This window comes from Rhodococcus sp. IEGM 1351 (assembly GCF_030056875.1).
Lineage (GTDB): Bacteria > Actinomycetota > Actinomycetes > Mycobacteriales > Mycobacteriaceae > Rhodococcus_F > Rhodococcus_F opacus.
This window is the reverse complement of the sequence record NZ_JASHKU010000038.1, coordinates 16,465-39,962: the sequence shown is the minus strand read 5'-3', so window position 1 is coordinate 39,962 and position 23,498 is coordinate 16,465. Positions and strand designations below refer to the sequence as shown.

General features: G+C 65.0%; 22 protein-coding genes. 16 read left to right on the top strand and 6 right to left on the bottom strand.

The genetic code is table 11. The features are described from left to right. Positions 1-155: 155 nt before the first annotated feature. Positions 156-1,643, bottom strand: a complete 1,488-nt coding sequence (locus QM806_RS37470; RefSeq protein ID WP_283294733.1) for an MFS transporter — start codon at positions 1,641-1,643, stop codon at positions 156-158. A gap of 311 nt (positions 1,644-1,954) precedes the next feature. Between QM806_RS37470 and QM806_RS37465 the strand changes: the two genes are divergently transcribed. Next, positions 1,955-3,115 carry an acyl-CoA dehydrogenase family protein gene (locus QM806_RS37465; protein ID WP_043789892.1) on the top strand — a complete coding sequence of 387 codons (1,161 nt, stop codon included), beginning with the start codon at positions 1,955-1,957 and terminating at the stop codon, positions 3,113-3,115. A 111-nt stretch (positions 3,116-3,226) separates the two neighbouring features. On the opposite strand, the gene QM806_RS37460 is transcribed toward QM806_RS37465, so the two are convergent. Both QM806_RS37460 and QM806_RS37455 read right to left on the bottom strand, forming a co-directional pair. Next, positions 3,227-3,439 carry a hypothetical protein gene (locus tag QM806_RS37460; protein ID WP_242322884.1) on the bottom strand — a complete coding sequence of 71 codons (213 nt, stop codon included), beginning with the start codon at positions 3,437-3,439 and terminating at the stop codon, positions 3,227-3,229. Between the two features lie 173 nt (positions 3,440-3,612). Further along, positions 3,613-4,404 (bottom strand): N-acyl homoserine lactonase family protein, encoded by a 792-nt coding sequence (locus QM806_RS37455; RefSeq protein ID WP_242322883.1) that lies wholly within the window; start codon positions 4,402-4,404, stop codon positions 3,613-3,615. A 737-nt stretch (positions 4,405-5,141) separates the two neighbouring features. On the opposite strand from QM806_RS37455, the gene QM806_RS37450 reads away from it, so the two are divergent. The 3 genes from QM806_RS37450 to QM806_RS37440 all read left to right on the top strand — a co-directional run bounded on the left by QM806_RS37450 (position 5,142) and on the right by QM806_RS37440 (position 8,342). Further along, positions 5,142-6,545 carry an aldehyde dehydrogenase family protein gene (locus QM806_RS37450; RefSeq protein ID WP_283294730.1) on the top strand — a complete coding sequence of 468 codons (1,404 nt, stop codon included), beginning with the start codon at positions 5,142-5,144 and terminating at the stop codon, positions 6,543-6,545. 15 nt (positions 6,546-6,560) lie between these two features. Continuing rightward, positions 6,561-7,313 (top strand): SDR family oxidoreductase, encoded by a 753-nt coding sequence (locus QM806_RS37445; RefSeq protein WP_005260638.1) that lies wholly within the window; start codon positions 6,561-6,563, stop codon positions 7,311-7,313. Between the two features lie 117 nt (positions 7,314-7,430). After that, positions 7,431-8,342 carry an IclR family transcriptional regulator gene (locus QM806_RS37440; protein WP_283294727.1) on the top strand — a complete coding sequence of 304 codons (912 nt, stop codon included), beginning with the start codon at positions 7,431-7,433 and terminating at the stop codon, positions 8,340-8,342. 51 nt (positions 8,343-8,393) lie between these two features. Here QM806_RS37440 and QM806_RS37435 read toward each other — a convergent pair whose 3' ends face one another. Further along, entirely contained in the window at positions 8,394-9,314 is a 921-nt protein-coding gene (locus tag QM806_RS37435) for a PaaX family transcriptional regulator (RefSeq protein WP_283294726.1), read from the bottom strand. A 132-nt stretch (positions 9,315-9,446) separates the two neighbouring features. Here QM806_RS37435 and QM806_RS37430 point away from each other — a divergent pair, with 132 nt between their 5' ends. From QM806_RS37430 to QM806_RS37410, 5 genes are all read left to right on the top strand, one after another. Further along, positions 9,447-11,009 carry an AMP-binding protein gene (locus QM806_RS37430; RefSeq protein WP_005260641.1) on the top strand — a complete coding sequence of 521 codons (1,563 nt, stop codon included), beginning with the start codon at positions 9,447-9,449 and terminating at the stop codon, positions 11,007-11,009. Positions 11,010-11,138: 129 nt separating this feature from the next. Continuing rightward, positions 11,139-12,050 (top strand): 4-hydroxyphenyl-beta-hydroxyacyl-CoA dehydrogenase, encoded by a 912-nt coding sequence (gene couN, locus QM806_RS37425; RefSeq protein WP_120660846.1) that lies wholly within the window; start codon positions 11,139-11,141, stop codon positions 12,048-12,050. After that, positions 12,047-12,937, top strand: a complete 891-nt coding sequence (couO, locus tag QM806_RS37420; RefSeq protein ID WP_283294724.1) for a 4-hydroxyphenyl-beta-ketoacyl-CoA hydrolase — start codon at positions 12,047-12,049, stop codon at positions 12,935-12,937. The genes couN and couO overlap by 4 nt, the downstream gene beginning before the upstream one ends. Positions 12,938-12,968: 31 nt before the next feature. Next, positions 12,969-13,442 carry a MaoC family dehydratase gene (locus QM806_RS37415; protein ID WP_283294723.1) on the top strand — a complete coding sequence of 158 codons (474 nt, stop codon included), beginning with the start codon at positions 12,969-12,971 and terminating at the stop codon, positions 13,440-13,442. A gap of 152 nt (positions 13,443-13,594) precedes the next feature. Next, a complete protein-coding gene (locus QM806_RS37410; protein WP_043788929.1) occupies positions 13,595-14,806 on the top strand; it encodes a cytochrome P450 in 1,212 nt (403 codons plus the stop codon). 177 nt (positions 14,807-14,983) lie between these two features. Here QM806_RS37410 and QM806_RS37405 read toward each other — a convergent pair whose 3' ends face one another. Then, positions 14,984-15,634: a PadR family transcriptional regulator gene (locus tag QM806_RS37405; protein WP_005565033.1), complete on the bottom strand. Its 651-nt coding sequence runs from the start codon at positions 15,632-15,634 to the stop codon at positions 14,984-14,986. Between the two features lie 126 nt (positions 15,635-15,760). Between QM806_RS37405 and QM806_RS37400 the strand changes: the two genes are divergently transcribed. The 3 genes from QM806_RS37400 to QM806_RS37390 are packed head-to-tail and all read left to right on the top strand — an operon-like array spanning position 15,761 to position 18,331. Beyond that, on the top strand, positions 15,761-16,882 hold the full coding sequence (locus QM806_RS37400) for an aromatic ring-hydroxylating dioxygenase subunit alpha (RefSeq protein WP_005565035.1): 1,122 nt from the start codon (positions 15,761-15,763) through the stop codon (positions 16,880-16,882). A 1-nt stretch (position 16,883) separates the two neighbouring features. Next, a complete protein-coding gene (locus QM806_RS37395; protein ID WP_005565037.1) occupies positions 16,884-17,858 on the top strand; it encodes a PDR/VanB family oxidoreductase in 975 nt (324 codons plus the stop codon). Then, complete coding sequence (locus QM806_RS37390; RefSeq protein WP_005565039.1) at positions 17,855-18,331, top strand: HtaA domain-containing protein; 477 nt, start codon at positions 17,855-17,857, stop codon at positions 18,329-18,331. The genes QM806_RS37395 and QM806_RS37390 overlap by 4 nt, the downstream gene beginning before the upstream one ends. A gap of 23 nt (positions 18,332-18,354) precedes the next feature. Here QM806_RS37390 and QM806_RS37385 read toward each other — a convergent pair whose 3' ends face one another. Then, positions 18,355-19,020, bottom strand: a complete 666-nt coding sequence (locus QM806_RS37385) for a TetR/AcrR family transcriptional regulator (protein ID WP_054247861.1) — start codon at positions 19,018-19,020, stop codon at positions 18,355-18,357. A 152-nt stretch (positions 19,021-19,172) separates the two neighbouring features. On the opposite strand from QM806_RS37385, the gene QM806_RS37380 reads away from it, so the two are divergent. The 4 genes from QM806_RS37380 to QM806_RS37365 are packed head-to-tail and all read left to right on the top strand — an operon-like array spanning position 19,173 to position 23,483. Beyond that, positions 19,173-19,982 (top strand): SDR family NAD(P)-dependent oxidoreductase, encoded by an 810-nt coding sequence (locus QM806_RS37380; protein WP_005565043.1) that lies wholly within the window; start codon positions 19,173-19,175, stop codon positions 19,980-19,982. Between the two features lie 33 nt (positions 19,983-20,015). Continuing rightward, positions 20,016-21,182 (top strand): serine hydrolase domain-containing protein, encoded by a 1,167-nt coding sequence (locus QM806_RS37375; protein WP_005565044.1) that lies wholly within the window; start codon positions 20,016-20,018, stop codon positions 21,180-21,182. A gap of 12 nt (positions 21,183-21,194) precedes the next feature. Further along, positions 21,195-22,466 carry a cytochrome P450 gene (locus QM806_RS37370; RefSeq protein WP_005565046.1) on the top strand — a complete coding sequence of 424 codons (1,272 nt, stop codon included), beginning with the start codon at positions 21,195-21,197 and terminating at the stop codon, positions 22,464-22,466. Positions 22,467-22,502: 36 nt separating this feature from the next. Beyond that, a complete protein-coding gene (locus tag QM806_RS37365) occupies positions 22,503-23,483 on the top strand; it encodes a PDR/VanB family oxidoreductase (protein ID WP_082359837.1) in 981 nt (326 codons plus the stop codon). Positions 23,484-23,498 lie beyond the last annotated feature (15 nt).

Sequence of the window (23,498 nt, the reverse complement as noted above, 5' to 3'; positions counted from 1 at the left end):
GGTTCCCTGCACTGTTCTCGCCCTGTTGTGAGTGGTGATCGCGTGAGGGGTCCGCCCAGACGGAACAGCGGCCGGAGCTGTCGGACGGTTGCGTCACGCGATCACCACACTGAGAGCCCGTCCGCACCTGACGGTGAGGAGTGACCCCCAACACGTTAGACACATTTTGTACGGTCGGCAAGATTTCGCTGCAGTGTGGTGGGTCGGGCGGGAGAGACTGCTTCGTCGGTACGCCCCGCGGCCTTCCTCGCCTGCACATCCTCGGTCGGATCCGTTGTGGTCGCGATCTGTTCGAGGCTTCGGTTGGTCGTGCGTTCACCGAAGACGCCCAGTGTCATTCCCATCAGTGCCATCGCTCCTGCCGTCACGATGAAGACGGCCGCATAGCCGAGCCCCGCGTACACCCCGGCAATGAGGAACCCGCTTCCGAATCCGGCGATCCGACCGATGCCGTTGACGAATCCTGTTCCGGTTCCTCGCAGGCGCGTCGGGAAGATCTCGGGCAGGTAGGTGAAGACGAACGCCGTCCCGGTCTGCAACAGCAGGGTGATCAGCAGCCCGCTCGCGACGAGCACTACGGCACTGTTGGTGAATCCGAAGACCAACATCAATACCGCGACAATCGATTCGATGATCCACAGCATGCGACGCCACTCCCACCGGTCGATGAACAACCAGGCGAAGAGGGCGCCGGGAACAGCCGCGAGCGACAGGATCGAGGTGTACGTCAGACTCTGCGACGCGCTCAGCCCGTGATCGACCAGGAGGGTGGGAAGCCAGGAATTGAAGCCGTAGAAGCCCACCGCCAGGAACGTGAGCATCACAGCTGCGACCAGGGTGCGTCTGATGTAGGCACGGCCGAACAGTTCACTCGTCCGAGCCTTGACGATGGGACCTTCTTCTTCGGGTTCGGGCAGTGCTCCGAACAGGCTGAGCGCTTCTCGCTCGAGTTTTTCTACGATCGGTGCCGCGCTGGCTCCGCGACCATTGGCTTCCTGCCAGCGCACCGACTCGGGCAACTTCCAGATGGAGACGATGCCGATCACGACACCACCGGCTCCGAGAACGAAGATCCATCGCCAGGCGGATGGACCCGTGGGAATGACGAATCGCGAGAACCAAGCCATGAGCGGGATGCCCGCGAGTCCGACAGCGAGGGTGAGCGCTTGGATGCGGCCTCGTAGATGTCGCGGAAACATTTCCGCGACGTAGGCGAGCAATACGGCCACCATCGCCTGGAGGCCGGCGCCGGTCAGCACTCGATAAATGGTCAGATCCACCATTCCGACAGCGAAGGCGCAGGCCAGTGAGAATGCCGAGTACCAGAAGGTGGCGCCGATGATGGTCCACTTACGGCCGTATCGGTCCGCGAGCCAACCGCCGGCGGTGGAACCGACGAACATGCCGAAGAACGACGCCGAGGTGAGGATGCCGATGTCGCCGACCGACAGATCCCATTGTGCGCGGACGGCGGGTGCTGCGTACGCAAACGCATTCAGGTCCGCCTGGTCGAAGAGCATCAACGCACCCAGGAGGACCAGCCAGCGTCGTTGAGTCGGTGTGGCGCTGGGCAATCGGCTCATACGTGCGGCCAGACTCGGCTCGGCGACACGAGAGGTCGCGGAATCTGCGGTGGAGGCCATGAACGGCCCTTTCTGTGGATCGGAGACGTGAGCGCGCCGAGGGCGCAAGATCCCTCGCAGCGAGGGGCCATCGGCCACCATGGGTGACCGCGCGCATACCTTCCCGGCACGGTGTGACGACTGTCTCCTTCGGCCCGACGGGTGTCAACGCGGCTTTCAACAGTTGAAAGCCGCCGTGCCCTCGGGGGCTCGGTCCGGTAGAAGGAGCAGTGTCGCGGCCGGCACGTCCTCTGGTCACGGTCGGCCGCTATTGACTTGCTTCCCAACCGCACCCACCGCCGACGGGGTGGCTACTCGACCCAGGAGTGCTCATGCACACTCGCCTCTTTTCCGACGAGCACGAAATGTTCCGCGAGACCGTTCAGAAGTTCGTGGCGCGGGAGATCACCCCCCATATCGACCGGTGGGAATCCGACGGCTCGATCGACAAGGACCTGTGGTCCTCGGCGGCCGAACACGGCCTCATCGGCCTGTCGGTCCCCGAGGATTACGGCGGCGCCGGGTCGGCGGACTACCGGTTCCGGTGTGTGGTGATGGACGAACTCGCACAGGTCGGTGCGGCGGCGGTCAACGTCGCGCTCGGCGGATTCGACGACCTGATCGGTCCCTACCTCGTCGATCTTGGCACCGAGGAACAGAAACGGCGTCTGCTTCCGAAATTGTGCAGCGGCGAGTTCGGTGCCGCGATCGCCATGACCGAGCCCGGTGCCGGAAGTGACCTGCGGGGTATCCGCTCGTCCGCACGGCGCGACGGGGATGGATGGATCCTCAATGGCAGAAAGACCTTCATCACCGGCGGGCGCCGCGCCGACCTCGTCATCGTCGTCGCACGTACCGACCCCGATGCCGGAGCACGCGGCTTCAGCCTGTTCTTGGTCGACAAAGGCATGGACGGCTTCACCCACGGCCGGGCGTTGGACAAGCTCGGCCAGCGTGCCGAGGATGTTTCCGAGTTGTTCTTCGATGACGTCCGCGTCCCCAATACCCATCTGCTCGGCGAGGAGGGGGCAGGATTCCGCCACCTGATGGAGCGGCTGCCGAAGGAGCGGATGTCGATCGCCTACTACGGTCTCGCCGCCGCCGAAGCCGCTCTGGGCTGGACGATCGAGTACGTGAAGGATCGGCACGCCTTCGGACACGCCATCGCCGAATTTCAGAGCACCAAGTTCACTCTCGCCGACCTGTCGACCGAACTCGACGTCACCCGCGCCTTCATCGACCGCGCTGTGTTGGACCTCAACGAGGGCAGACTGTCTGCGGTTGATGCCGCGAAGGCGAAATGGTGGGCAACCGAGCTTCAGCAACGGGTGATCTCTCGATGCCTCCAGCTGCACGGTGGGTACGGTTACATGCGCGAATACCCCATCGCGCGGGCATTCGTCGACGCACGAGTTCAGACCATCTACGGTGGCACGACCGAGATCATGAAAGAGATCATCGGCCGCGAACTGATCGCGCCAGCAGGTCGGTGACCGGGGCCCGGCGGCCTCGATCGCATTAAACGGTGCACTACGGTTGCGGTCCCGGATCGTCGATGTTGATGTCCCCGCTTTCCGCAGCGAAAGCGGGGACATCATGTTATTTCAGACTGCGCCCGCGGCACGTGGGGTGCTGTGATGGACGTGCCCGGGAGCAATCACGGACCCGAGGCTCGGCGGACCCGTCTTCTCGTACTCGGCGGTCTGGCGCTGCCGCTCCGCAGCGTAGGCCTTGTCGTCGCCGGTGGCCCGCGCGATCAGCGCGCGTCGCGCCGAGGGCCCCACGTGACACAGACCTGGAATGAAGGGATTGTCCACGCAATGCGTGCTCCGGCCAGGTGACGCCGTACCGACGAGACCAGCGCTGGCATATGTCCGTCGCGTGCCCGAGCCGCAGTCCGGGCAGGTGTCGGTGTTCGGCACGGGTTGTGCGACAAGACGTTCCCGCATGACACCGCAGGAGGTGCATTTGTAGTCGACGAGGATCATGGCTATTCCTGGGGGACGAGAGGGCCGAAGTGTTTCCAGTCCTCCATGTCGTGGGCAATCCACAACCGGGCGCCGTCGGCCTCGAGTCTCTTGAGTTTTTCGATGCTGGCGCGTGCCTGGTCGTGGTCCCAGTCGAACGGATCCGGCTGGCACTTGTCCAATCCCTCCCGCAGATGAACGGTGTCTCCGGTGAGCACCAGCCGCTGGCTGGGAAGTTCGACGATCAGCGACAGCTCGCCGGGACTGTGTCCCGGGGTGTGCATGATGGTCACTGCGCCGTCGCCGAAAAGGTCGGTTTGCGGGGCGTAGAGGGTCGTCCAGTCGAAGTTCTTGACCGGTTCGAGGTCGTCGGCGAAGCGATAGAACTGTGCACTGTCGGCGGGAGGATCCGCCGCGAAGTCGTACTCTCCGGGGCCGATGTAGAACTTGGCCTGGGGGAACAGATAGAGCCCTCCGGAATGGTCGGAGTGCGTATGGGAGAGGATGACGTGGGTGATGTCCTCGGGGCGGAAACCGAGGGATGCGATCTGCCTGTCGATCCGCTGCCCGGGGTGAGACTGGACGTTGTACACGTCGACCAGGTCACCGAAGTACGCGTACGGATCCTCGTTGAGGATGGGAGCGAAGCTGGTATCGAACATGATCAGTCCCTGGTCGTGTTCGATGAGAAACGCCGGCAGTGGGATGGTCACCTTCCCTTCGGCCCCCACGACGAGCTCGCCGGCGTCCATGTCCATCGTCGGTGCGTCCAGCGCCCAGAGGCGCTTTGCCGTGTTCCTTGCATTCTTTGGCATCGATTTCTCCTTCTGATGTGCAGGGCGAGAAGTTGCTCGCGCGCGGAGCCGCGGCCGGAGTCGTCCAGAATCTGACTGTGGCGACGCTGCTCCAAGACCTGCTTGCGACTAGGGCTGACCGCAGGCCCTCCGCGCAGCAAGGGAATTCGACCGCAGTTGTCCGGTCGGAAGCAGAAACGCGGCCGCAAGATCGTCCTCTGCGGAGGTTGCTCGAAAGTGTCCACGACAACCGGGGTCGCGGGAAGGGGCGATCGAGTTCCTTCCGATATTCGGAAAACATCGCGGGCCGTAAGGGTTCTACGGCCTGCACCAAACCGATGCAGATTATTGCCGCGCGTCGCACTTTGATGTAGCTTCTTAGTGATGCAGGTCATCGTCGAGCTGCTCCCCGCGGCTGGTAGGCGCGTGATTTTTCGTGACCGGCTCCCGCCATAGGGAGACCGGAGTGGACTGCTATTCACTTACTAGACAGAAGTCTAGTTTTGGTGTTAGTTTGTGATCCACGTCCCATTCGGGCAGCTTCCGGGCCGCGCGAGACGAGGCCCCCAGGGCGTTCGAGCGCGCGGCCCGGGACGGCGCGGCGTTGGCCGTGGCGTCACCGGCGATACCTCTCCGAGAGATGTCGCAGATTTCGCTCTGGCTTCATCTCTATATACCTGCACTTCAACGCTTTTGATGCTCCCGACCATTGACTGGGTCAGTCGGCTCGGCACCAGACGGGCCACGAGAGAAAGACCATGATGATCAACTACGACCACTGGATTTCGGGAAAGGCCACCGCACCTTCCTCCGGCGCATTCATCGACTCCACCAGCCCCGTCGACGGACGACTTGTTGCCCGGATCGCTTCGGGGACCGAAAGCGACGTTGCGTGCGCGGTGGCCGCGGCTCATGACGCCGGGCACGCTTGGCGCGAGCGGCGGCCGATGGAACGCGGACAACTCCTCATGGCCCTCGGCCGCGCAATCCGGGAACGCGCCGATCGTTTCATCGAACTCGAATCGGCGGAGTCAGGAAAACCTGCCTGGCAGGCCGAACTCGAGGTCGAGGGCGCCGCCCAGTACTGCGAGTTCTACGGCGGGCTCGTCAACATCGAGCAAGGCAGTGTCCTCGACGCCGGTCCCGGGACCCATGCATTCACCCGGCGTGAACCTTTCGGCGTCGTCGGGGTGATCACCCCCTGGAACTCACCCCTCAATCAGTGCCTTCGCTCCTCCGTACCCGCCCTGGCGGTAGGCAACACGGTGGTGGTCAAGCCCTCCGAGTTCACGTCGACGAGCACGCTGACCGTTGCTCAGTTAGCCACCGAAATCGGCTTGGACGACGGCGTTTTCAACGTCGTCACCGGGACAGGCAGCGCTGTGGGCCAGTCCTTGGTCTCCCACGAAAAGGTGCGGCGCGTGTCGTTCACCGGTTCCGTCCGTGCCGGTCGTGAGGTGGGCCGGATTGCTGCCGAACGGATCATCCCCGTCAGCCTCGAGCTCGGCGGCAAAGGCGCGAACCTCGTCTTCGCCGACGCGGACATCGACAAAGCGGTCGACGGTAGCCTCATGGCCTTCGCCTACAACACCGGCCAAGTCTGCTCAGCAGGCACGCGGTTGCTGGTCGAACGCACCGTGCACGATCGTGTGGTCGATGCCCTCGCCGCGAAGACGCCGTCGATGAGCAACAAACTCGGCCCCCTGACCACCTCCGCGCAGCGCGACAAGGTTGCGCACTACCTGGAGGTGGCAGCCTCGGAAGGCGCCCGTGCGGTCGTCGGCGGCACCCCGGGATCGGGAAATTTCATCGAGCCGACGATCTACACCGGTGTCACCAACGACATGCGCATCGCCCGCGAGGAGGTCTTCGGACCGGTTCTCGCCGTCATCCCCTTCGACAATCAGGACGAGGCGGTAGCCCTGGCGAACGACTCCGACTACGGGCTGTCCGCGGGGATCTGGACCCGAGACATCTCTCGTGCTCACCGAGTCGCCGAACAGCTCGAAGCCGGCCAGGTCTACATCAACGCCTGGCGCAGTTCCCTGATCGAAACCCCGTTCGGCGGCTACAAGAACAGCGGATACGGCCGTGAAAAGGGCCTTCAGGCGCTTCACGAATACACCCAGCTCAAAAGCGTCATCGTCACGTACTCGCGGTAGAGAAAAGGAGATCCCATGTCGCTCTACAAGGACAAGGTCGTCATCGTCACCGGCGCAGCCAGTGGTTTCGGCAAGAACATCGCTCGCAGTTTTTCCGATGCCGGGGCCCAGGTGGTGGTTGCCGACATCGACGCCGACGGTGCGAAGGCCACCGCCGATTCGCTCGGCCAGGCGGTTGCAGTGGAAACGGACGTCTCGAACGTCGATTCGGTTCGGGACATGATCCATACCGCGGTAAAGGAGTTCGGCGGACTGGACGTCTTGGTCAACAACGCCGGTGTCCCGCACCGGTCGATGCCGATGCTCGACCTCGATCCAGCAGATGCCGACCGCATGTGGGCCGTCAATGTCCGTTCGGTCTTCCTCGCCTGCAAATTCGGCATTCCGGTGATGCGGGAGCGGCCCGGTGCCTCGGTCGTCAACGTGGCATCCATCGGTGCAATCCGTCCGCGTGGCGGAATGACGGTGTACAACGCCAGTAAGTCCGCGGTCATCACACTCACCCGGGGGCTCGCCGCGGAAGTGGCCCCCGATGTACGTGTGAACGCGGTCAATCCCGCGGTCGCGGAGACGAATTTTGTCAAGGGCGCACAGGGATTGGACAAGATTCCGGACAATGTCAAGGTGGCGATGCTCAGCGAGATTCCGATGGGCAGAACCGCTGCCACTCAGGACATCGCCGACGCAATTCTGTTCTTGGCGTCGCCGGCCGCAAGCTTCATCACCGGCGTCGCCCTGGATGTCGACGGCGGACGAAGCATCCAATAACTGTAGCTGTGGCCGTATCTGACCGATCAGCCTCCCTTCCCGGCGGACGAGTACTGGAACGCCGTACCCGTCCGCCGGGAGCCGTCAACGACATCTGATGGAGTTCCGAGACCCGCGATGGACGAATCGACTCTGGCCGCCCTGCGCTCGGCGGGTCCCGACTGCGGGCACATCGCAGCCGCGGCCGAGGCCGAGGAAGCTTATCCACTGGGCGGAAGGCCGTCTTCCCTTGCAGGACGGTCGGTCACGAACAAAGTTCTGGCGATCCTCGCCGCCTTCAGTGTCGACACACCCGAACTGAACTTGACCGAACTTGCCCGCAGGGCGCAGCTGTCCGTTCCGACCGCACATCGGCGAGTGGCGGAGCTTCTTGCGTGGGGCGCACTCGAACGGACGCCCCAAGGTCGGATTCGCATAGGCCTACGGCTGTGGGAGGTCGGGTCTTTGGCCCCGCGGGGCCTCGCGCTGCGCGAGGCCGCACTGCCGTATCTGGAAGACTTGTACGAGCTCACGCATGAAAACGTTCAGCTCGCCGTGCGTGAGGACACCGAGGTGGTGTTCGTCGAACGCATCACCGGGCGGCGCGCGGTCCCGGTCCACACCCGCGTGGGTGGACGATTCGACATTCATGCCACGGGTGTCGGACTTGCACTACTTGCCTTTGCGCCGCCCGATGTGCGCGACCGTGTCTGCGCCTCACCGCTCCAGCAGTACACCGAGTGGACCATCGCCGACCCGCTCACACTGCACACATGCCTTGGCACGGTGCGTGCGAAGGGGTACGCCGTCAGCGACCGTCAGATCACCTCAGACACGCTCTCGGTTGCCGCGCCGATTCTCTCCCTCGACGGTACCGCGCGAGCAGCGGTGTCCCTCGTCGTGCGGTCAGACGGCGCTCATCCCGGCCCGCTCGCCATCGCCGTGCGAGCCGCGGCCCTGGGAATCACGCGTGCGTTGGCGTCATCCGAAGGTCGGCACCTCACCGGAAGGAATGCACCCGGTTCGCGTGATGTCGTCGGGATGGTGTGACTGGCATGCCATCCCGACGATCTGGCCTACCGGCGCCGCGGACGGGCCGTCCTACCGGCGCCGGGAATAGGACAGGATCATGTGATCGAGCATGTCCTCCGCGGGTCCCGCGAGACGCTTCACGGCGTCGTCGTGCACCGCCGCCGACTGCTCCGCGGGCCAGGGATCGGGCAGATACCGGGCAGGCAGTCCCGGGTCGCTGCGAAGAAGGCGAACCCAGTCCGCACCGAGGGCGGTAAAAGCGGCCACGGGATTCGGCGGATCGTTCGCCGGGTTTCGCCAGCACTCGACGAATCGCCGGTGCTGCTGCTCGATGTGCACCAAATCCCAGGCAGTGTGTACGAACTCGTTCGGCGCGATACCCGCGAGCGGTGTGCCCGCGAACGCGAATGCGCGAGCATCGGGTGCCTCGGTGCGGGCGAGGATGTCTGCGACATCGACTACACCCGGGGCGATCCACAACCCGTCCCGCAGGCGCCCGAAACCTGCCCACATCAGTTGCGATCGCAGGTGCCGGCGCAGGTCGCGATGCGTCTCCGGCACGGAGTAGCTCAGCAGAGTCCAGTTGTCGTCTGCAGGAGTGAACGGGTGGCTGGAGACCACCCTTTCGCGTCCCTGGCGGAGTAGTTCCTCCATGCCTGAACTCATGCCGAAGGCTGCGATCCGACCGGTCTGCGACCGGTCGAGTAGCCCCGTCCGCACCATGCGGTTCAGTGTTGCCCGAACGGCAGGCTCGCTGACATCGAGGTAGCCGAGGACTTCGATGAAGACACGCGCATTGACCAGTGCCCGGTCATGATCGAGCACCAGAGCCCCGAAAAAACTGAGCAACAGTTCCTGCGGTGTCCGCCGCTCGCTGACCTCGGCCCGCGGCGGGTCGACCGAGTCAGCCTCCACGTACGCCTGCATCAGCTCTCCCTTTCGCACCCGTGAGAGGTCCCCGCACTTCGGGTTCCACTCGTACAGTGCCATACGCACAATGCTAAGTGAAATATTGACGCTCGTCCTCCATTTGTGTAGCTTTTTGGTGACATGCGCCATTGCTCAGGCGCCGCAGCTCACAGTCCCGGTCCTCTCGTCTGGGATCACGCACAGGAGTGCATCGTGATTTATCGTTCCCGCATCGCATCGATCGACATCCCCGCTGTGACCATGCCCGAGCACGTTCTCGCCGGCGCCGCAAGCCGGGACGGCAAGCCGGCTCTGATCGACGGCGAAACCGGGGAACGACTGACGTATGGCGAGCTCGATGCACTGTCCGCACGGGCGGCCGCGGGGCTGCGTGCCCGCGGGATCGGGACGGGCGACGTGGTGGCACTCGCCAGCCACAACCAGCCGATGTATGCCGTTGCCGTACTGGCGATCTTGCGGGCCGGGGCGATCCTGACACCGCTGAATCCGGCGTGGACCGCCGCCGAGATGGCGAAGCAGCTCGGCGACTCGAACGCCAAGGCAACCATCGCATCGACCGATATCGCGGCGAAGGTCGCGTTGGCGGGGGACCACTCACGCTTAAAGACGCATCTTGTGCTCGGCGAGCGGGAAGGCTTCACGTCCTTTCACACGCTTTGTGCCACGGCGCCAGCACCACTGCCCCGCATCGAACCAGACGCGCTGGCCGTTCTTCCCTACTCCAGTGGCACCACCGGCGCCAGCAAAGGTGTGATGCTGAGCCACCGCAACATCGTCGCGAACCTCCAGCAACTCCGCGCAGGCTGGCGTCTGACCGAATCGGATGTGCTCTGCGCAGCCCTGCCGTTCTTCCATATCTACGGCTTCACGATCATCCTCAACTCCGCTCTCCTTGCCGGCGCGACCGTGATCACGCTCCCCCGCTTCGACCTTCGTACCTACCTGCGCACCGTCCAGGACTACCGAGTGACGCGGGGGCATTTCGCGCCACCGGTCGTGCTGGCACTTGCGCATTCTTCGGACGTCGCCGAGTACGACCTGTCTTCGATGACCATCGCCCTCTCCGGTGCGGCTCCCCTCGATGAAGAGGCGGTGGCCCGGGCTCAGGACCGCACCGGTGTGGTGATCCGGCAGGGCTACGGGATGACCGAAGCGAGCCCGGGAACCCACATGGTCTATGACGAGGATTTCGCCGACACCCCGGCGGGATTCGTCGGGCGCCTCATGCCGGCTACCGAGGCCCGCATCGTCGATCCGGCAACCGAAGACGATGTTCCGCCGGGAAACCCAGGCGAACTGTGGGTTCGGGGGCCACAGATCATGCGTGGGTACCTCGGCAATCAGGACCCCACCGACGCCACGATTGTCGATGGATGGCTCCGCACCGGGGATATCGCCGTCGCCCACGGCGAGAACTTCGCGATCGTCGACCGTCTGAAGGAACTGATCAAGTACAAGGGTTACCAGGTCGCACCAGCCGAACTCGAGGCACTGCTTCTCACCCATCCGCACGTACGGGATGCGGCCGTCGTCGCTATGCCCCATTCGACCGGCGGTGAAGCCCCGAGAGCGTTCGTCGTAACGACCGAGCCCATCGGCGGCGACGAGTTGATGACGTGGGTAGCCAGCCAAGTGGCGCCGTACAAGAAGATTCGAGCAGTCACCTTCGTGGACGCCATACCCAAATCACCCGCAGGCAAGATCCTGCGCCGAGTGTTGAAGGACGCCGCGGGATCCACGAGCGGTCTCCGGTAGCGCCTCGCCCCTGCACATTCACTTTTCTGTCCACTTTCCGACATGGCGGAAGCTGGTCGGCCCACTCGATCCGGCCGCCGCCAGTCACCTGCCACCCCACCACCTCAACGAGATCGGGAGATTACAGCTATGGACCTGACGAACAAGGTCGCCGTCGTCACCGGCAGCGGACAGGGCCTCGGGCTCGCCTACGCCAAGGACCTGGTGCGGCACGGCGCCGCGGTCGTGATCAACGACGTCAACCAGGCCACCGCCGACGCCGCCGTCGCCGAGATCACCGCCGCGGGCGGCCGGGCCGTCGCCGTCGTCGCCCCGGTCGGCAGCACCGAAACCGCCCAGAAGCTGGTCGCCGGCGCGGTCGACGCATTCGGACGCCTCGACGTCATGGTCACCAATGCCGGCATCCTTCGCGACAAGGTGCTGTGGAAGATGACCGACGACGACTTCGACGCCGTCATCAATGTGCATCTGCGCGGCACGTTCACCTGCGTCCGCGAAGCCGTCCTGAAGTTCCGCGAGCAGGGCGACGGTGGTCGCATCATCTGCATCGGGTCCCCCGCCGGCCAGCGCGGCAACTTCGGGCAGACCAACTACTCGGGCGCCAAGTCCGGCATCGTCGGCATGGTCCGCACCTGGGCGATGGAACTGCAGCGCGCGGGCATCACCGCCAACGCCGTCTGCCCCGTCGCCGCGACGGCGATGACGGAGACCGTCCCGTTCCTCGCCCCCTACATCGAGGGCATGAAGAACGGCGAGCCGCTCCCCGACATCATCCGCCGCGAGGTCGGGATGGGCACCCCCGAAGACGCCGCAGGCATCATCTCGTTCCTCGCGTCCGACGCCGCCGCGGACATCACCGGGCAGGCCTTCGCCGTCGGCGGCGACCGCCTCGCACTGTTCTCACATCCGCAGCTGACGACCACTGCCTTCCACGACGGCGGATGGTCGGCCGACGATATCGCGTCCGATTGGCAGCAGACATTCGCGGAATCGACCGAGTCGGTCGGCGAAAAGTTCCCCGACGAACTGGTGGCGCAGTGAGCCGCTACGAGTACGGCATCGACTTCACGACGATCGAGGCCCTCGATTTCCACACTCATGTCCAGTTGGACGGCTGTGGTCATCACGCGATGGACGAGGTGCTCCTCGCAGCGACCGCGAAATACTTCAAATCGCCCGAGGACCAGAACCCGACCGTGGACGATGTCGCCGCGCACTACCGGGCCAGGAACATGGCCGCCGTCGTGTTCACCGTCGACGCCGGCGCCGCCACCGGCCACGCCGCCAACTCGGTCGAGGAGATCGCCGAGGGCGCGGCCCGCCACAACGACGTCCTGATCCCGTTCGGATCCGTCGACCCCTGGCAGGGCAAGGCCGCCGTGCGGCGCGTGCACCGGCTCGTCGACCAATACGGTGTGAAGGGGTTCAAGTTCCACCCCAGCATGCAGGGATTCGAACCGAACGACCGGCAGTTCTACCCGCTCTACGAGGCCATCACCGAGGCCGGGGTCCCCGCCCTGTTCCACACCGGTCAGACCGGGATCGGCGCCGGGCTGCCCGGCGGCCACGGCATCAAACTGCGCTACTCCGACCCGATGCTGCTCGACGACGTCGCCGCCGACTTCCCCGACCTCACCGTGATCATGGCCCACCCGTCGGTGCCGTGGGTCGACTCGCAGATCTCCATCGCCACCCACAAGGCCAACGTCTTCATCGACCTGTCCGGGTGGTCGCCGAAGTACTTCCCGCCGCAGCTGGTCAAGGCCGCCAACAGCAAGCTCCGCGGCAACGTGCTGTTCGGCTCCGACTTCCCCGTCATCCAGGTCGACCGCTGGATGACCGACTTCGCGGTCCTCGACATCAAACCCGAGGTGCGCCCCCTGATCCTCAAGGACAACGCCCTGACCGCATTAGGCATCAAAGCCTGATCGACCACCACACCAACCTTTGGAGATTGACATGACCGCCAGCACAACGGCGTCCACCACCGTCGCCGCCGCTGCCGACCTTTTGACCTACGTGGGAAAGTCGCTGGGGACCAGCAGATGGCGTGACATCACACAGCCCGATGTCGACCAGTTCGCCAAGGCGACCGGTGATGAACAGTGGATTCACGTCGACGTCGAACGCGCGAAGACCGGTCCCTTCGTCGGCACCATTGCCCACGGTTACCTGACGTTGTCGCCGATAGCTCCGCTGTTCGACGATGTCCTGAAGGTCGAAAACCTCGGCATGGGCGTGAACTACGGGCTGAACAAGACTCGTTTCCCCGCTCCCGTCCCGGTCGGATCGCGCGTCCGCCTGAGCGCGACGGTCGCGAATGCCGAGGAGATCAAGGGCGGCGTCCAGATCGTCGCCTCGATCACGATCGAGCGCGAGGGCGGCGACAAGCCGGTCTGCATCGCCGAAGCGGTTCTGCGCTACTACAACTGACGCCGACAGCCACCCGCCGAATCTGCGCTCACAGCGCAGATTCGGCGGGCAGCGGGGTCAAGTTTCAACCTCGAAACCCACGCATTGTGCGAGGTGGGGACTCGCGATCGAATCCGACAGCAGTGACACTGCGCTATCAGGAGAGGCCCTCCATGTCTACCGAATCCACGACCGCCACCGAGTTGCCCGTCCTCGACGACGATCCCTTCGGTACGGCCATCCTGACCGACCCGTACGACTTTCACCAACGGTTGCGTGATGCCGGGCCTGTCGTATTCCTTCCTCGATACGAGGTCTACGCCATGGGGCGGCACGAACACGTCCACGCCTCCCTGGTGGACTGGGAGACTTTCGTCTCCAGCCGAGGGGCCGGGCTCACGGACTTTCAGAAGGAAAAGCCGTGGCGGCCGCCTTCCCTTCTGCTCGAGTCCGACCCTCCGGATCACACTGCCGTCAGGACGGTGATGGGAAGTGTCATTTCCCCGCGCACCGTTCGTGGGCTGAGGACACAGTTTCAGGCCGAGGCTGACGCACTCGTCGACGCGTTGATCGAGCGCGAGACGATCGACGCGGTGACCGACCTCGCCGAGGTCTATCCCCTCAAGGTGTTTCCCGATGCCGTCGGGCTTCCGGCCGACGGACGGCACAACCTGCTCCCATACGGTGCGTTGGCGTTCAACGCCTTCGGACCCCACAACGCGCTCCTCGAATCGGCGATGGAGTCCGCGGCGGCGGTGCGGGAATGGATATGGTCCAGCTGTCAGCGCGAGGCCCTCACCGATTCCGGTTTCGGCGCCGACATCTGGGCGGCCGCGGACCGCGGGGAGGTAAGCCAGGAACAGGCTCCGCTGTTGGTTCGCTCTCTGCTCAGTGCGGGTGTCGACACGACCGTGTACGGCATCGCGAACACGATGTATGCACTGGCACAGAACCCTGCGGAATGGGAACTGCTGCACCGTGAACCGAATCTGGCGAAGTTCGCGTTCGACGAGGCGTTGCGGTGCGAGTCACCGGTCCAAACATTCTTCCGTACCTCGTCGCGGCGGAAGACGGTCGGAGGTTACGACATCCCTGCCGATGCGAAGGTGCTCCTGTTCCTCGGCTCCGCCAACCGGGACCCGCGCAAATGGGGCGAGTCGGCGGACGAGTATCGAATCACCCGGTCCGGCGGTGGGCACGTCGCCTTCGGCATGGGCGTGCATCAATGTGTCGGCCAGCCCATCGCCCGCCTGGAGGCGGAGATCGTTCTCGGTGCGCTCGCCCGAAAGGTGAAGCGGATCGAGCTCGTGGACCCACCGACGCCGAGACTGAACAACACGCTCAAGGGATGGGCCGCGATTCCTCTTCGGTTGATCGCCCGCTAGCCGGTGTCTCCGGTGGTTCGCCGGAACCGCCGCGGTGAACACCGGAGAGTCGTGCTCGGTGGGTTTCGGCACTCGGTATTTCGTGCGGGTCACATCGCGCAGGGCGCTGTGGCCGGTACGAAGGGTCGCCGGTGCCGGTGTTTCGGTAGGGAGTTGTCGGGCAAAACAGGTGGTGGATTACGAGTGCACAGTGACCGGGTGTTCGGTGGCCGTGCCGTCATCGTCGTGGTCCCGGTGTGACGACTCGGCGTGTGACAGCTCATCGAGGAGGACGAGACCTTTGTTTGCCCAGTCGATCTCGGACCGGCTCCGGGCGATCATGCCGTCGTAGGTGTAGGCCTTGTACGCGATGATCCGGGCGTGTTCGTGTTGCGGGTAGTGATCGAGTCGCCGAACGATTGCTGGATCCGTGCCGGCCTTGATTCCGTCCCGGACGGCGGTGAGCAACTCGACTTGAGTGGTGTAGTACTCGATGTGCCTGTGCAGGATCGCCCGTGCACGATCGGGGTCCGCCCATTCGAAATAGGCGGCCTGCATGTGGTGGGCATCGCGTTCGGGGGCGTGGTCGAGCGGGGTGTTCATCCACGTTCGGAAGGCGGCGATGCCGTCGTCGGTGATGCGGTATTGCGTTTTGGTGCTCCGCGGCCCCCACCTGACCTGCTCGCCCTCGATCAGTCCGTCCTTCTGCATGCGGCGCAGTTCGGGATAGATCTGCGAATCGGGGGCGTGCCAGACGTGCCCCACGGAGCCGCCGAATCGTTTGGCGGCGTCGTATCCGGTGAGCGGGCCCGCCGTGAGCAGGGCCAGCAGTGCGTAGCGAAGGCTCATGTCTCCTCGTCGGCCGGGCTGTCTTGCCAATCACTATATCGATAGATAGTGTGTGCGTCACATCACCCAATAGCTATCTGCATAGTTATTGCGGTTTCTACTGGTGACGATCCCCAAGGACATCGCATGACCGATCTCGGCCCGGGCGGCGCGACCGCCAAGAACATGGCCTTCCCTCTCAACGCGTGGTACGTCGCGGCGTGGGACTACGAAGTGACCTCCGCGAAGCTGCTTGCCCGCAGAATTGCCGATAAGCCGATGACGCTCTACCGCACCACCGATGGCCGCCCGGTCGCCCTCGCCGACGCCTGCTGGCATCGGCTTGCCCCGCTGTCACTCGGTACCCGTATCGGTGCGGACGAGGTGCAGTGCCCCTACCACGGCCTGCGGTTCAACTCTGCGGGCCGGTGCACCAAGATGCCGGCGCAGGAGACGATCAACCCCTCGGCGATGGTGGCGTCCTACCCCGTCGAACAGCGTCATCGGTTCCTGTGGGTGTGGCCCGGAGATCCCACACTCGCTGACCCCACGACCATCCCGGACATGTTCCAGATGGACTCGCCCGAGTGGGCCGGCGACGGCCGCACCATCGACGTCCAGGCCAACTACCAGCTGGTGCTCGACAACCTGATGGACCTCACCCACGAAGAGTTCGTCCACTCCTCCTCCATCGGACAGGAAGAACTCAGCGAGTCCGACTTCGTAGTCACCCACGACGAGCGCACGGTCACGGTCTCCCGTTGGATGCACAACATCGACGCGCCACCGTTCTGGCTCAAGAACATGCGTGACAAGTTCCCCGGGTTCGAGGGCAAGGTCGACCGCTGGCAGATCATCGAATTCCAGGCCCCCGGCACCATTCGCATCGACGTCGGCGTGGCCAAGGCCGGCACCGGTGCCCCCGAGGGTGATCGCAGCCAGGGTGTCAACGGCTTCGTCATGAACACCATTACCCCCGTCGACGAGAAGACGGCGCTGTACTTCTGGGCCTTCCAACGCAACTACCGCCTCGAAAGCCAGCTGATCACCACGCAGCTGCGCGACGGAGTACACGGAGTCTTCGGCGAGGACGAGGCCATGCTCACCGCCCAGCAGGCCGCCATCGAGGCCAACCCGGATCACGAGTTCTACAACCTCAACATCGACGCCGGCGGGATGTGGGTCCGCCGCATCATTCAGCGCATCATCGAGAGCGAGCGCCTGCACACCGCAAACATCGACGCTCTCACTGCCGAAACGGTGAACTGACATGACCGACAACAAGATCACCTGGCAGCAGGGACAGGTTATTTCTGTCGAGCCGGCCGCCGACGGCATCGCCAAGATCGTGATCGCCACCGAACAATCCCATCGCGCAGCGCCCGGAGTGCACGTCGATGTCCGCATCGGCAGCGGCGCCGTCCGCTCGTACTCGATCGTCTCCGGCGCCGCCGACGGCCACAGCGTGACCCTCGGGGTCCACCTGTCCCCCACCTCCCGTGGTGGGTCCCGGTACATGCACACCCTGCAGGCCGGTGACCCGATCGAGCTCACCGCACCAATGCAGAACTTCCCGCTGCGGGTCGGCGCACCGCGGTATGTGCTGCTCGCCGGGGGCATTGGGATCACCGCGATGGCGGCGATGGCGGCGGTGCTGCGGCGGGTCGGGGCCGACTACCGATTCGTCTACGTCGCGCGCAGCCGACCCGCGATGGCGTTCCTGCCGGAACTGCTCGCCGTGCACGGTGATCGTCTGGAGGTGCACATCGACGACGAGGGCACCGGACTCGATGTCCAGGATCTCGTCGCCGGCGTCGACGAGGTAACGGAGTTGTACATGTGCGGGCCGATCCGGCTGATGGATGCCGTGCGCCGCACCTGGATCGAGCGGGATCTGCCGCTGCCGAACCTGCGGTACGAAACCTTCGGGAACAGCGGGTGGTTCCAGGCCGAGGAGTTCGTCGTGAACATCCCGCGACTGGGCATCGAGACCACCGTCCGGGCCGGTGACTCGCTGCTCGACGCCCTCGAGCGAACCGGCGCGGACATGATGTTCGACTGCCGCAAGGGCGAGTGCGGTCTGTGCCAGGTCGATATCGTCGACGTCGAGGGCACCGTCGACCACCGGGACGTGTTCTTCAGCGAAGAGCAGAAGGCCAACTCGAAGAAGCTGTGCGCCTGCGTGTCCCGCGTAGTGTGCGGCGAAGGCGGGCGCGGCGCGACCTTGACCCTCGAGGTGCCATGACTGCCGGCGTCGGACCGTGCGCGCTTCCCCTGGTCGGACTGACTTGGGGAATCAAGCGCAGCTTCATCCGCTATATCGGCACTCTGCCCGACGGTCGACATGCGATGTCCGAGGGCACGTATCTGGGCGAGACGAGCTACTTCACCTTCCCGCCGGCTCCCGCCCCGGACACGCCGCAGGTCATGCGGTTCGGCGGAGTCGTTCGGCTCGGTGGACACGGCGGGATGCTCGACATCCTGATCGCAGAGCCGTGGGTCGAGATGACCGGGTCCGGGCCGATCCTGTCGGTGATAGATCCGACCGGCTGGCCGGATCGAACTCGACGCATCCCCCTGGCCGAGCTGCATCTTTGGGAAGCAGCGCACGGGCTCACCGAACGCCGGTACGCCGCGACCCTGACCGGCGCCGGTGCGGTGATCTTCGACGATCACTACCCACCGGGTACCGAACTCGACATGCTCGTCATCGAGTAGGTCCGCGTTCGCCGCCGTGCGCGTCACCCCGGGTGTGTCGCCGCCGGGTGTGTCGCCGCCGGGGTGGTCGCGCCGGCGAGAGCGGCGTGCCACTGCGCCGTCAAGACGTCGATCACGTCGGAGTGGTCGGCCGGAGCGGAGCGGACGAGCACGAAGTACAGGGTGCGCTCGAAGCCGAGCATCGTCGTGACCAGCGTCAATCGTGCCCGTTGCCGTTCCGGGCCGTCCGGGTAGCGGCCGAGGAAGGTCGTCATCGCGTCCGCCGCTTCCGACAGCGTCTGGTACCACCGCTGTGAGACGACCGGTTCGACGGACAAGGCATGCTCGAGGGTTTCGAGTTGCCGGCGCCTGTCCACCCACAGCTGTGAGCTGTCTTCGACCCACCGCCGCAGGCGGTCGGTATCGGCCGGGTCGAGGGAATCGAGCGTTCGGTAGCTGTCGACGACCTCCGGGCTGAGTTGTTCGAGCATGGCGTCGACTAGCTCCGCTTTGGCCTTGAAGTGCAGATAGAGGTTGGCGCGGCTGATGCCGGCGGCCTTGGCGATCGACTCCATGGTGATCTTGTCGTAGCCGTATTCGGAGAACAGCGGAATCGCGCACTCGACGATGCGGGCGCGGGTGGCCCGCTTCTTCCTGCCCACGCGCGGTGCGGACGAGTCGGTCGGGGATGCGGTTTCCGTCGTGCTCATGAGTCCAGCGTATCGGTGCCGCGATCAGCACACACAGCGGAACTAGACAAGAATCCAGAAAAAAACTAGACATGGATCTAGTTTTTGGTATGGTGTGTCTTGCACCACTTACGAGCCGCCATTGCGCTCGCCCCCTCTCGAGGAGTCTCTCCATGAAGCTTGCTGGAAAAGTCGCATTCGTCACCGGCGCCGGGTCCGGAATCGGCGCCGCCACCGCCCGGTTGTTCGCCGAGCACGGTGCGACCGTCATCGGCGCCGACATCTCCGAAGCCAACGTCAAAGAGGTACTGTCCGGAATCGACAAGGGTGAAGGCATCGCCCTCGACGTCGCCGACAGCACCGCCGTCAAGGAGGCATTCGCGCACGTCGAAAACCGCTACGGCGCACTCCATGTGCTGATCAACGCCGCCGGCATCAACGCACCGACCCGCGAAGAGAACCAGCGCCTGGTCGAGGTCAACGTGCAGGTCTTCGAGGCACGCAAACGCGGCGAGATCCTGCACCCGGACTTCCTGTCCGGTGTCACCGACGAGCACTTCGACCGCGTCCTCGCCGTCAACCTCAAGGGCCCCTTCTACACCATCCGTGAGGCGGCCCCGCTGATGAAACGATCCGGCGGCGGGTCGATCGTCAACATCTCCAGTGTGTCCGCGCTCGTGGGAACGCCGATGCCGCTGTACTACCCGGCCTCCAAGGCCGGTGTCCTCGGCATGACCCGAGCCGCGGCCGGGGAGCTCGCGCCCCACGACATCCGCGTCAACGCCGTCGCACCGGGCGCGGTGGACACCCCGTTGCTGCGCGCCCAGCCCGACGAGATCGTCGATTCCATCGCCAGCGTGCAGCCGATCTCGAGCCTGGCCAAGCCCGAAGACCTCGCCGCCACCATGCTGTTCCTCGCCTCCGACGACAGCAAGTACTACACCGGACAGACCCTGTCGCCGTCCGGCGGCCTCTACATGTAAACCCGCCCGGACGCACAGACAAAGAGAGCAACCATGAGCACACCCACGACCACCTTCGACCAGGACGCCCTGCGCCGCATCCGCACCACGATCGGCGAGGACATCGACGCCGGACACTACGACGGCGTGGTCATCGCCATCGCCCGCCACGGCGAGATCGGCATGCACGAGGCCATCGGATACGCCGACCGCACCACAGGACGCACCGCGACCGTCGACGACGTCTTCTGGATCTTCTCGATGACCAAGGCGTTCACCAACATTCTGGTCCTGCAGGCCATCGACCGCGGTCAGCTGGATCTGACCACCCGGGTCGTCGACGTGATCCCCGAGTTCGTCGGCCGCGACCCGTTCCGTGCCGCGAAGAAGGACCGCGTCAACGTCGGTCACCTGCTCACCCACCGCGCCGGTCTCGTCGCCACACCCACCCCCCTGCCGTACTCCGAAATCGGCAACCTCGACGCCGTCATCGACGCGATCAGTCAACTCGACGTCGTCGGCGAACCAGGGGGGACCTTCAACTACTCCCCCACCCTCAACCACGCGCTGCTCGGCGAGATGGTGCGCCGCGTCACCGGATACGGCAGCTACGGGGAACTGCTCACCACCGAACTCTTCGCCCCCCTGAAGATGACCGACACCGCACTCGGCGCCCCCAAGGCCTGGGCCGATCGGATGGTGCCCATCAAAGCCCACTTCCCTCCCGGGGGATGGCTCAAGTCGTCGGACATCGAGGTCATGCAGGAGATCGTCGTCGAGGGCGCGGAAATGCCGTGGGTCGGCGCGGTCTCGACCACCAGCGACATCCTGCGCTTCGCGGAAATGATCCGCCGCGGCGGCGAACTCGACGGCGTCCGCATTCTCTCGCCGAGCATCCTCGATCTCGCCACCACCCTGCAGACCGGCACAGCACCGAACGACCTGTACGCCATGCTGTGCCACGCCCGCGGGTGGGACGTGCCCCCCGGCAACTTCGGTCTCGGCTTCGCGCTGCGCGGCGAAGGGGTGTACCCGACGTTCTTCGGCGCATCCACCAGCCCACGCACCCACGGCAACTACGGCGCCGGCTCCACCCTGTTCTGGGTCGACCCCGACAAGGACCTGACCTTCGTGTGCCTGACCGCCGGAGTGATGGAGGAAGGCGACAACCTCGCCCGCTTCCAACGTCTGTCCACCATGGCCGCGGCCACCGCCCTCTGAACGGACCCCGACATGACCAGCACCTACGGGCAGCGCCCCGCTGCACCACCAGAATTCAATCCGCTGAGCGAGAGCGCCCTGCTCGACCCGGCCTCGATGTACGACCAGATCCGCACCGAGCGGCCCGTGTTCTGGCACGAGCAGCTCGGCACCTGGGTCGTCACTCGCCGCGACGACGTCGACACAGTCCTGATGGACTGGAAGACGTTCTCCTGCAGGGGTAACGGCGGAAACCTTCCCGTGCCCGAGCAATTCACCTCCATCGTCACCTCCGAGCTGATGGCGCACATCTCCATCAGCATGGACCCGCCGATCCACACCGAAATGCGTCGGGTCGCGCAACGCGGCTTCCTCAAGCCGGTCATCGACGCCCTCGAGCCGGAGATCGAAGCCCGCGCCCACCGCATCATCGATCGGCTCGCCGACCGCGGCACCGCCGAGCTGATGGAGGACTACTGCCTCGAGCTCACCACCCAGACGCTGATGGCGCTGATGGATCTGCCGGACTCGTTCGAGCCGATGATGCGCCAACTACGCGACGACCACTTCGCGGTCCTGGCCAGCGGACGAGAGCCTATGGAGGAGCCGCGCCGCACCGAGGTGTGGACGCGGTACACCAACGCGCAACTCGCGCTCCGCGAAGTCGTGCGCGAACGCCGCGACAGTACCGCCTCCGATCTCATCTCGGTGATGGCCTCGGCACGCAACCGCGACGGCGAACCAACCCTGTCGGACGAGCGTGTCGCGCTTCATCTGTGCGAATTCTCGGCCGCCGGGACCGACACCACTGCCCAGGGCATGGCCAATGCTGTCATCTTCCTCTCCCGAAACGAAGACCAACTCGACCAGGCCCAAGCCGATCCGAGCCTGTGGCCGCGGGTGTTCGAGGAAACCCTCCGGCGGCGCCCGTCCGCCCCGTTCGCCTCCCGGCAGGCCACCCGTGACGGCGAGCTGTCGGGGGTCACCATCCCCGCCGGGGACATGGTGTGGGTGGCACTGGCCAGCGCCAGCAACGACCCCCAGCATTACCCGGAACCGAAGAAGTGGAACATCCACCGCGACGAGCCCACCGATCACTACGCGTTCACCAAGGGCCGACACACCTGTCTGGGCCAGCCGCTCGGCCGGACGCAGGGCACCGCCGGGGTCCGTGTCCTGTTCGAACGACTGCCCAGCCTGCGCATCGCTCCCGACTTCGCACAGGACTTCCTCCCCTTGGTCATGCTTCCGATCCGACGTAGCCTCGTCGCGACCTGGGACCCGGCCGACAGCACCACCGAATAACTCGCCGACAAGGACCTCCCCATGCAAACGACACCTGTGATCGACACCGACACGTCCCTGCCGACGTCGACGGAGAACCGTATGACGTTGACTGTCGCGGCACGGACCGTGGTCGCCGATGCTGTCGTGGAACTGACTCTGGCCCACCCTGCCGGGTGGCCGCTACCCCAGTGGACACCCGGTGCACACCTGGACCTGGTCCTCGGGCCGAACCTGGTGCGCCAGTATTCGCTGTGCGGCGACCCCGGTGACCGCTCGGCATACCGGGTCGCGGTCCTGCGTGAACCCGATAGTCGCGGAGGCTCCCTCGCGGTCCACGACATCCTCACTGTCGGGGCCATGCTCGATACCCAGGGTCCGCGCAACAACTTCGCGTTGGTCGACGCGCAGGAGTACTTGTTCATCGCCGGGGGAATCGGCATTACGCCGCTGCTTCCGATGATCGCCACCGCCGAGGCGCAGGGTATTCCGTTCCGGCTTGTCTACGGTGGGCGCGCACGGTCCTCGATGGCGTATGTCGAGCACCTCGAGAACCGCTATCCCGGACGGGTCACGATCTGTCCCCAGGATGAGGTGGGGCATCTGGATCTGCCGGCGATCCTCGGGGAGCACCGGCCGGGCCGCCGGGTCTTCACCTGCGGGCCGGGCCCTTTGCTCGATGCCATCAACTCCTATTGCACCTCGTGGCCGGCAGGCGCGGTGAACATGGAGCGGTTCCGCGCCAAGGCCGCCGACCCGGGGAGCGTCGACACCGAATTCGAGGTCGAACTGGCGCTAACGGGCGTCACGGTGTCGGTTCCGTCCGACCGTTCGATCCTCGACGTCGTCGAGGAGGCCGGCGCGCTCGTGGTCTCCTCGTGCCGGGAGGGAACCTGCGGCAGCTGTGAGACACCGATCCTCGAAGGTGAAGCCGACCACCGGGACTCGCTGCTCACCCAGGAGGAGAAAGACGCCAACGAGACGATGTTCATCTGCGTCTCCCGGGCCTGCTCGAAACGGATCGTCCTCGACCTGTAACGCCCACACCGCGGA

Excerpts from the sequence above, each read along its gene's own strand:
- QM806_RS37405 (WP_005565033.1), bottom strand. The coding sequence starts at position 15,634 with ATGAGCCTTCGCTACGCACTGCTGGCCCTGCTCACGGCGGGCCCGCTC.
- QM806_RS37410 (WP_043788929.1), top strand. The coding sequence starts at position 13,595 with ATGTCTACCGAATCCACGACCGCCACCGAGTTGCCCGTCCTCGACGAC.
- QM806_RS37400 (WP_005565035.1), top strand. The coding sequence starts at position 15,761 with ATGACCGATCTCGGCCCGGGCGGCGCGACCGCCAAGAACATGGCCTTC.
- QM806_RS37435 (WP_283294726.1), bottom strand. The coding sequence starts at position 9,314 with ATGGCACTGTACGAGTGGAACCCGAAGTGCGGGGACCTCTCACGGGTG.
- QM806_RS37465 (WP_043789892.1), top strand. The coding sequence starts at position 1,955 with ATGCACACTCGCCTCTTTTCCGACGAGCACGAAATGTTCCGCGAGACC.
- QM806_RS37385 (WP_054247861.1), bottom strand. The coding sequence starts at position 19,020 with ATGAGCACGACGGAAACCGCATCCCCGACCGACTCGTCCGCACCGCGC.
- QM806_RS37445 (WP_005260638.1), top strand. The coding sequence starts at position 6,561 with ATGTCGCTCTACAAGGACAAGGTCGTCATCGTCACCGGCGCAGCCAGT.
- QM806_RS37455 (WP_242322883.1), bottom strand. The coding sequence starts at position 4,404 with ATGCCAAAGAATGCAAGGAACACGGCAAAGCGCCTCTGGGCGCTGGAC.
- couN (WP_120660846.1), top strand. The coding sequence starts at position 11,139 with ATGGACCTGACGAACAAGGTCGCCGTCGTCACCGGCAGCGGACAGGGC.
- QM806_RS37390 (WP_005565039.1), top strand. The coding sequence starts at position 17,855 with ATGACTGCCGGCGTCGGACCGTGCGCGCTTCCCCTGGTCGGACTGACT.
- QM806_RS37375 (WP_005565044.1), top strand. The coding sequence starts at position 20,016 with ATGAGCACACCCACGACCACCTTCGACCAGGACGCCCTGCGCCGCATC.
- QM806_RS37370 (WP_005565046.1), top strand. The coding sequence starts at position 21,195 with ATGACCAGCACCTACGGGCAGCGCCCCGCTGCACCACCAGAATTCAAT.
- QM806_RS37415 (WP_283294723.1), top strand. The coding sequence starts at position 12,969 with ATGACCGCCAGCACAACGGCGTCCACCACCGTCGCCGCCGCTGCCGAC.
- QM806_RS37440 (WP_283294727.1), top strand. The coding sequence starts at position 7,431 with ATGGACGAATCGACTCTGGCCGCCCTGCGCTCGGCGGGTCCCGACTGC.
- QM806_RS37395 (WP_005565037.1), top strand. The coding sequence starts at position 16,884 with ATGACCGACAACAAGATCACCTGGCAGCAGGGACAGGTTATTTCTGTC.
- QM806_RS37470 (WP_283294733.1), bottom strand. The coding sequence starts at position 1,643 with ATGGCCTCCACCGCAGATTCCGCGACCTCTCGTGTCGCCGAGCCGAGT.
- QM806_RS37380 (WP_005565043.1), top strand. The coding sequence starts at position 19,173 with ATGAAGCTTGCTGGAAAAGTCGCATTCGTCACCGGCGCCGGGTCCGGA.
- QM806_RS37450 (WP_283294730.1), top strand. The coding sequence starts at position 5,142 with ATGATGATCAACTACGACCACTGGATTTCGGGAAAGGCCACCGCACCT.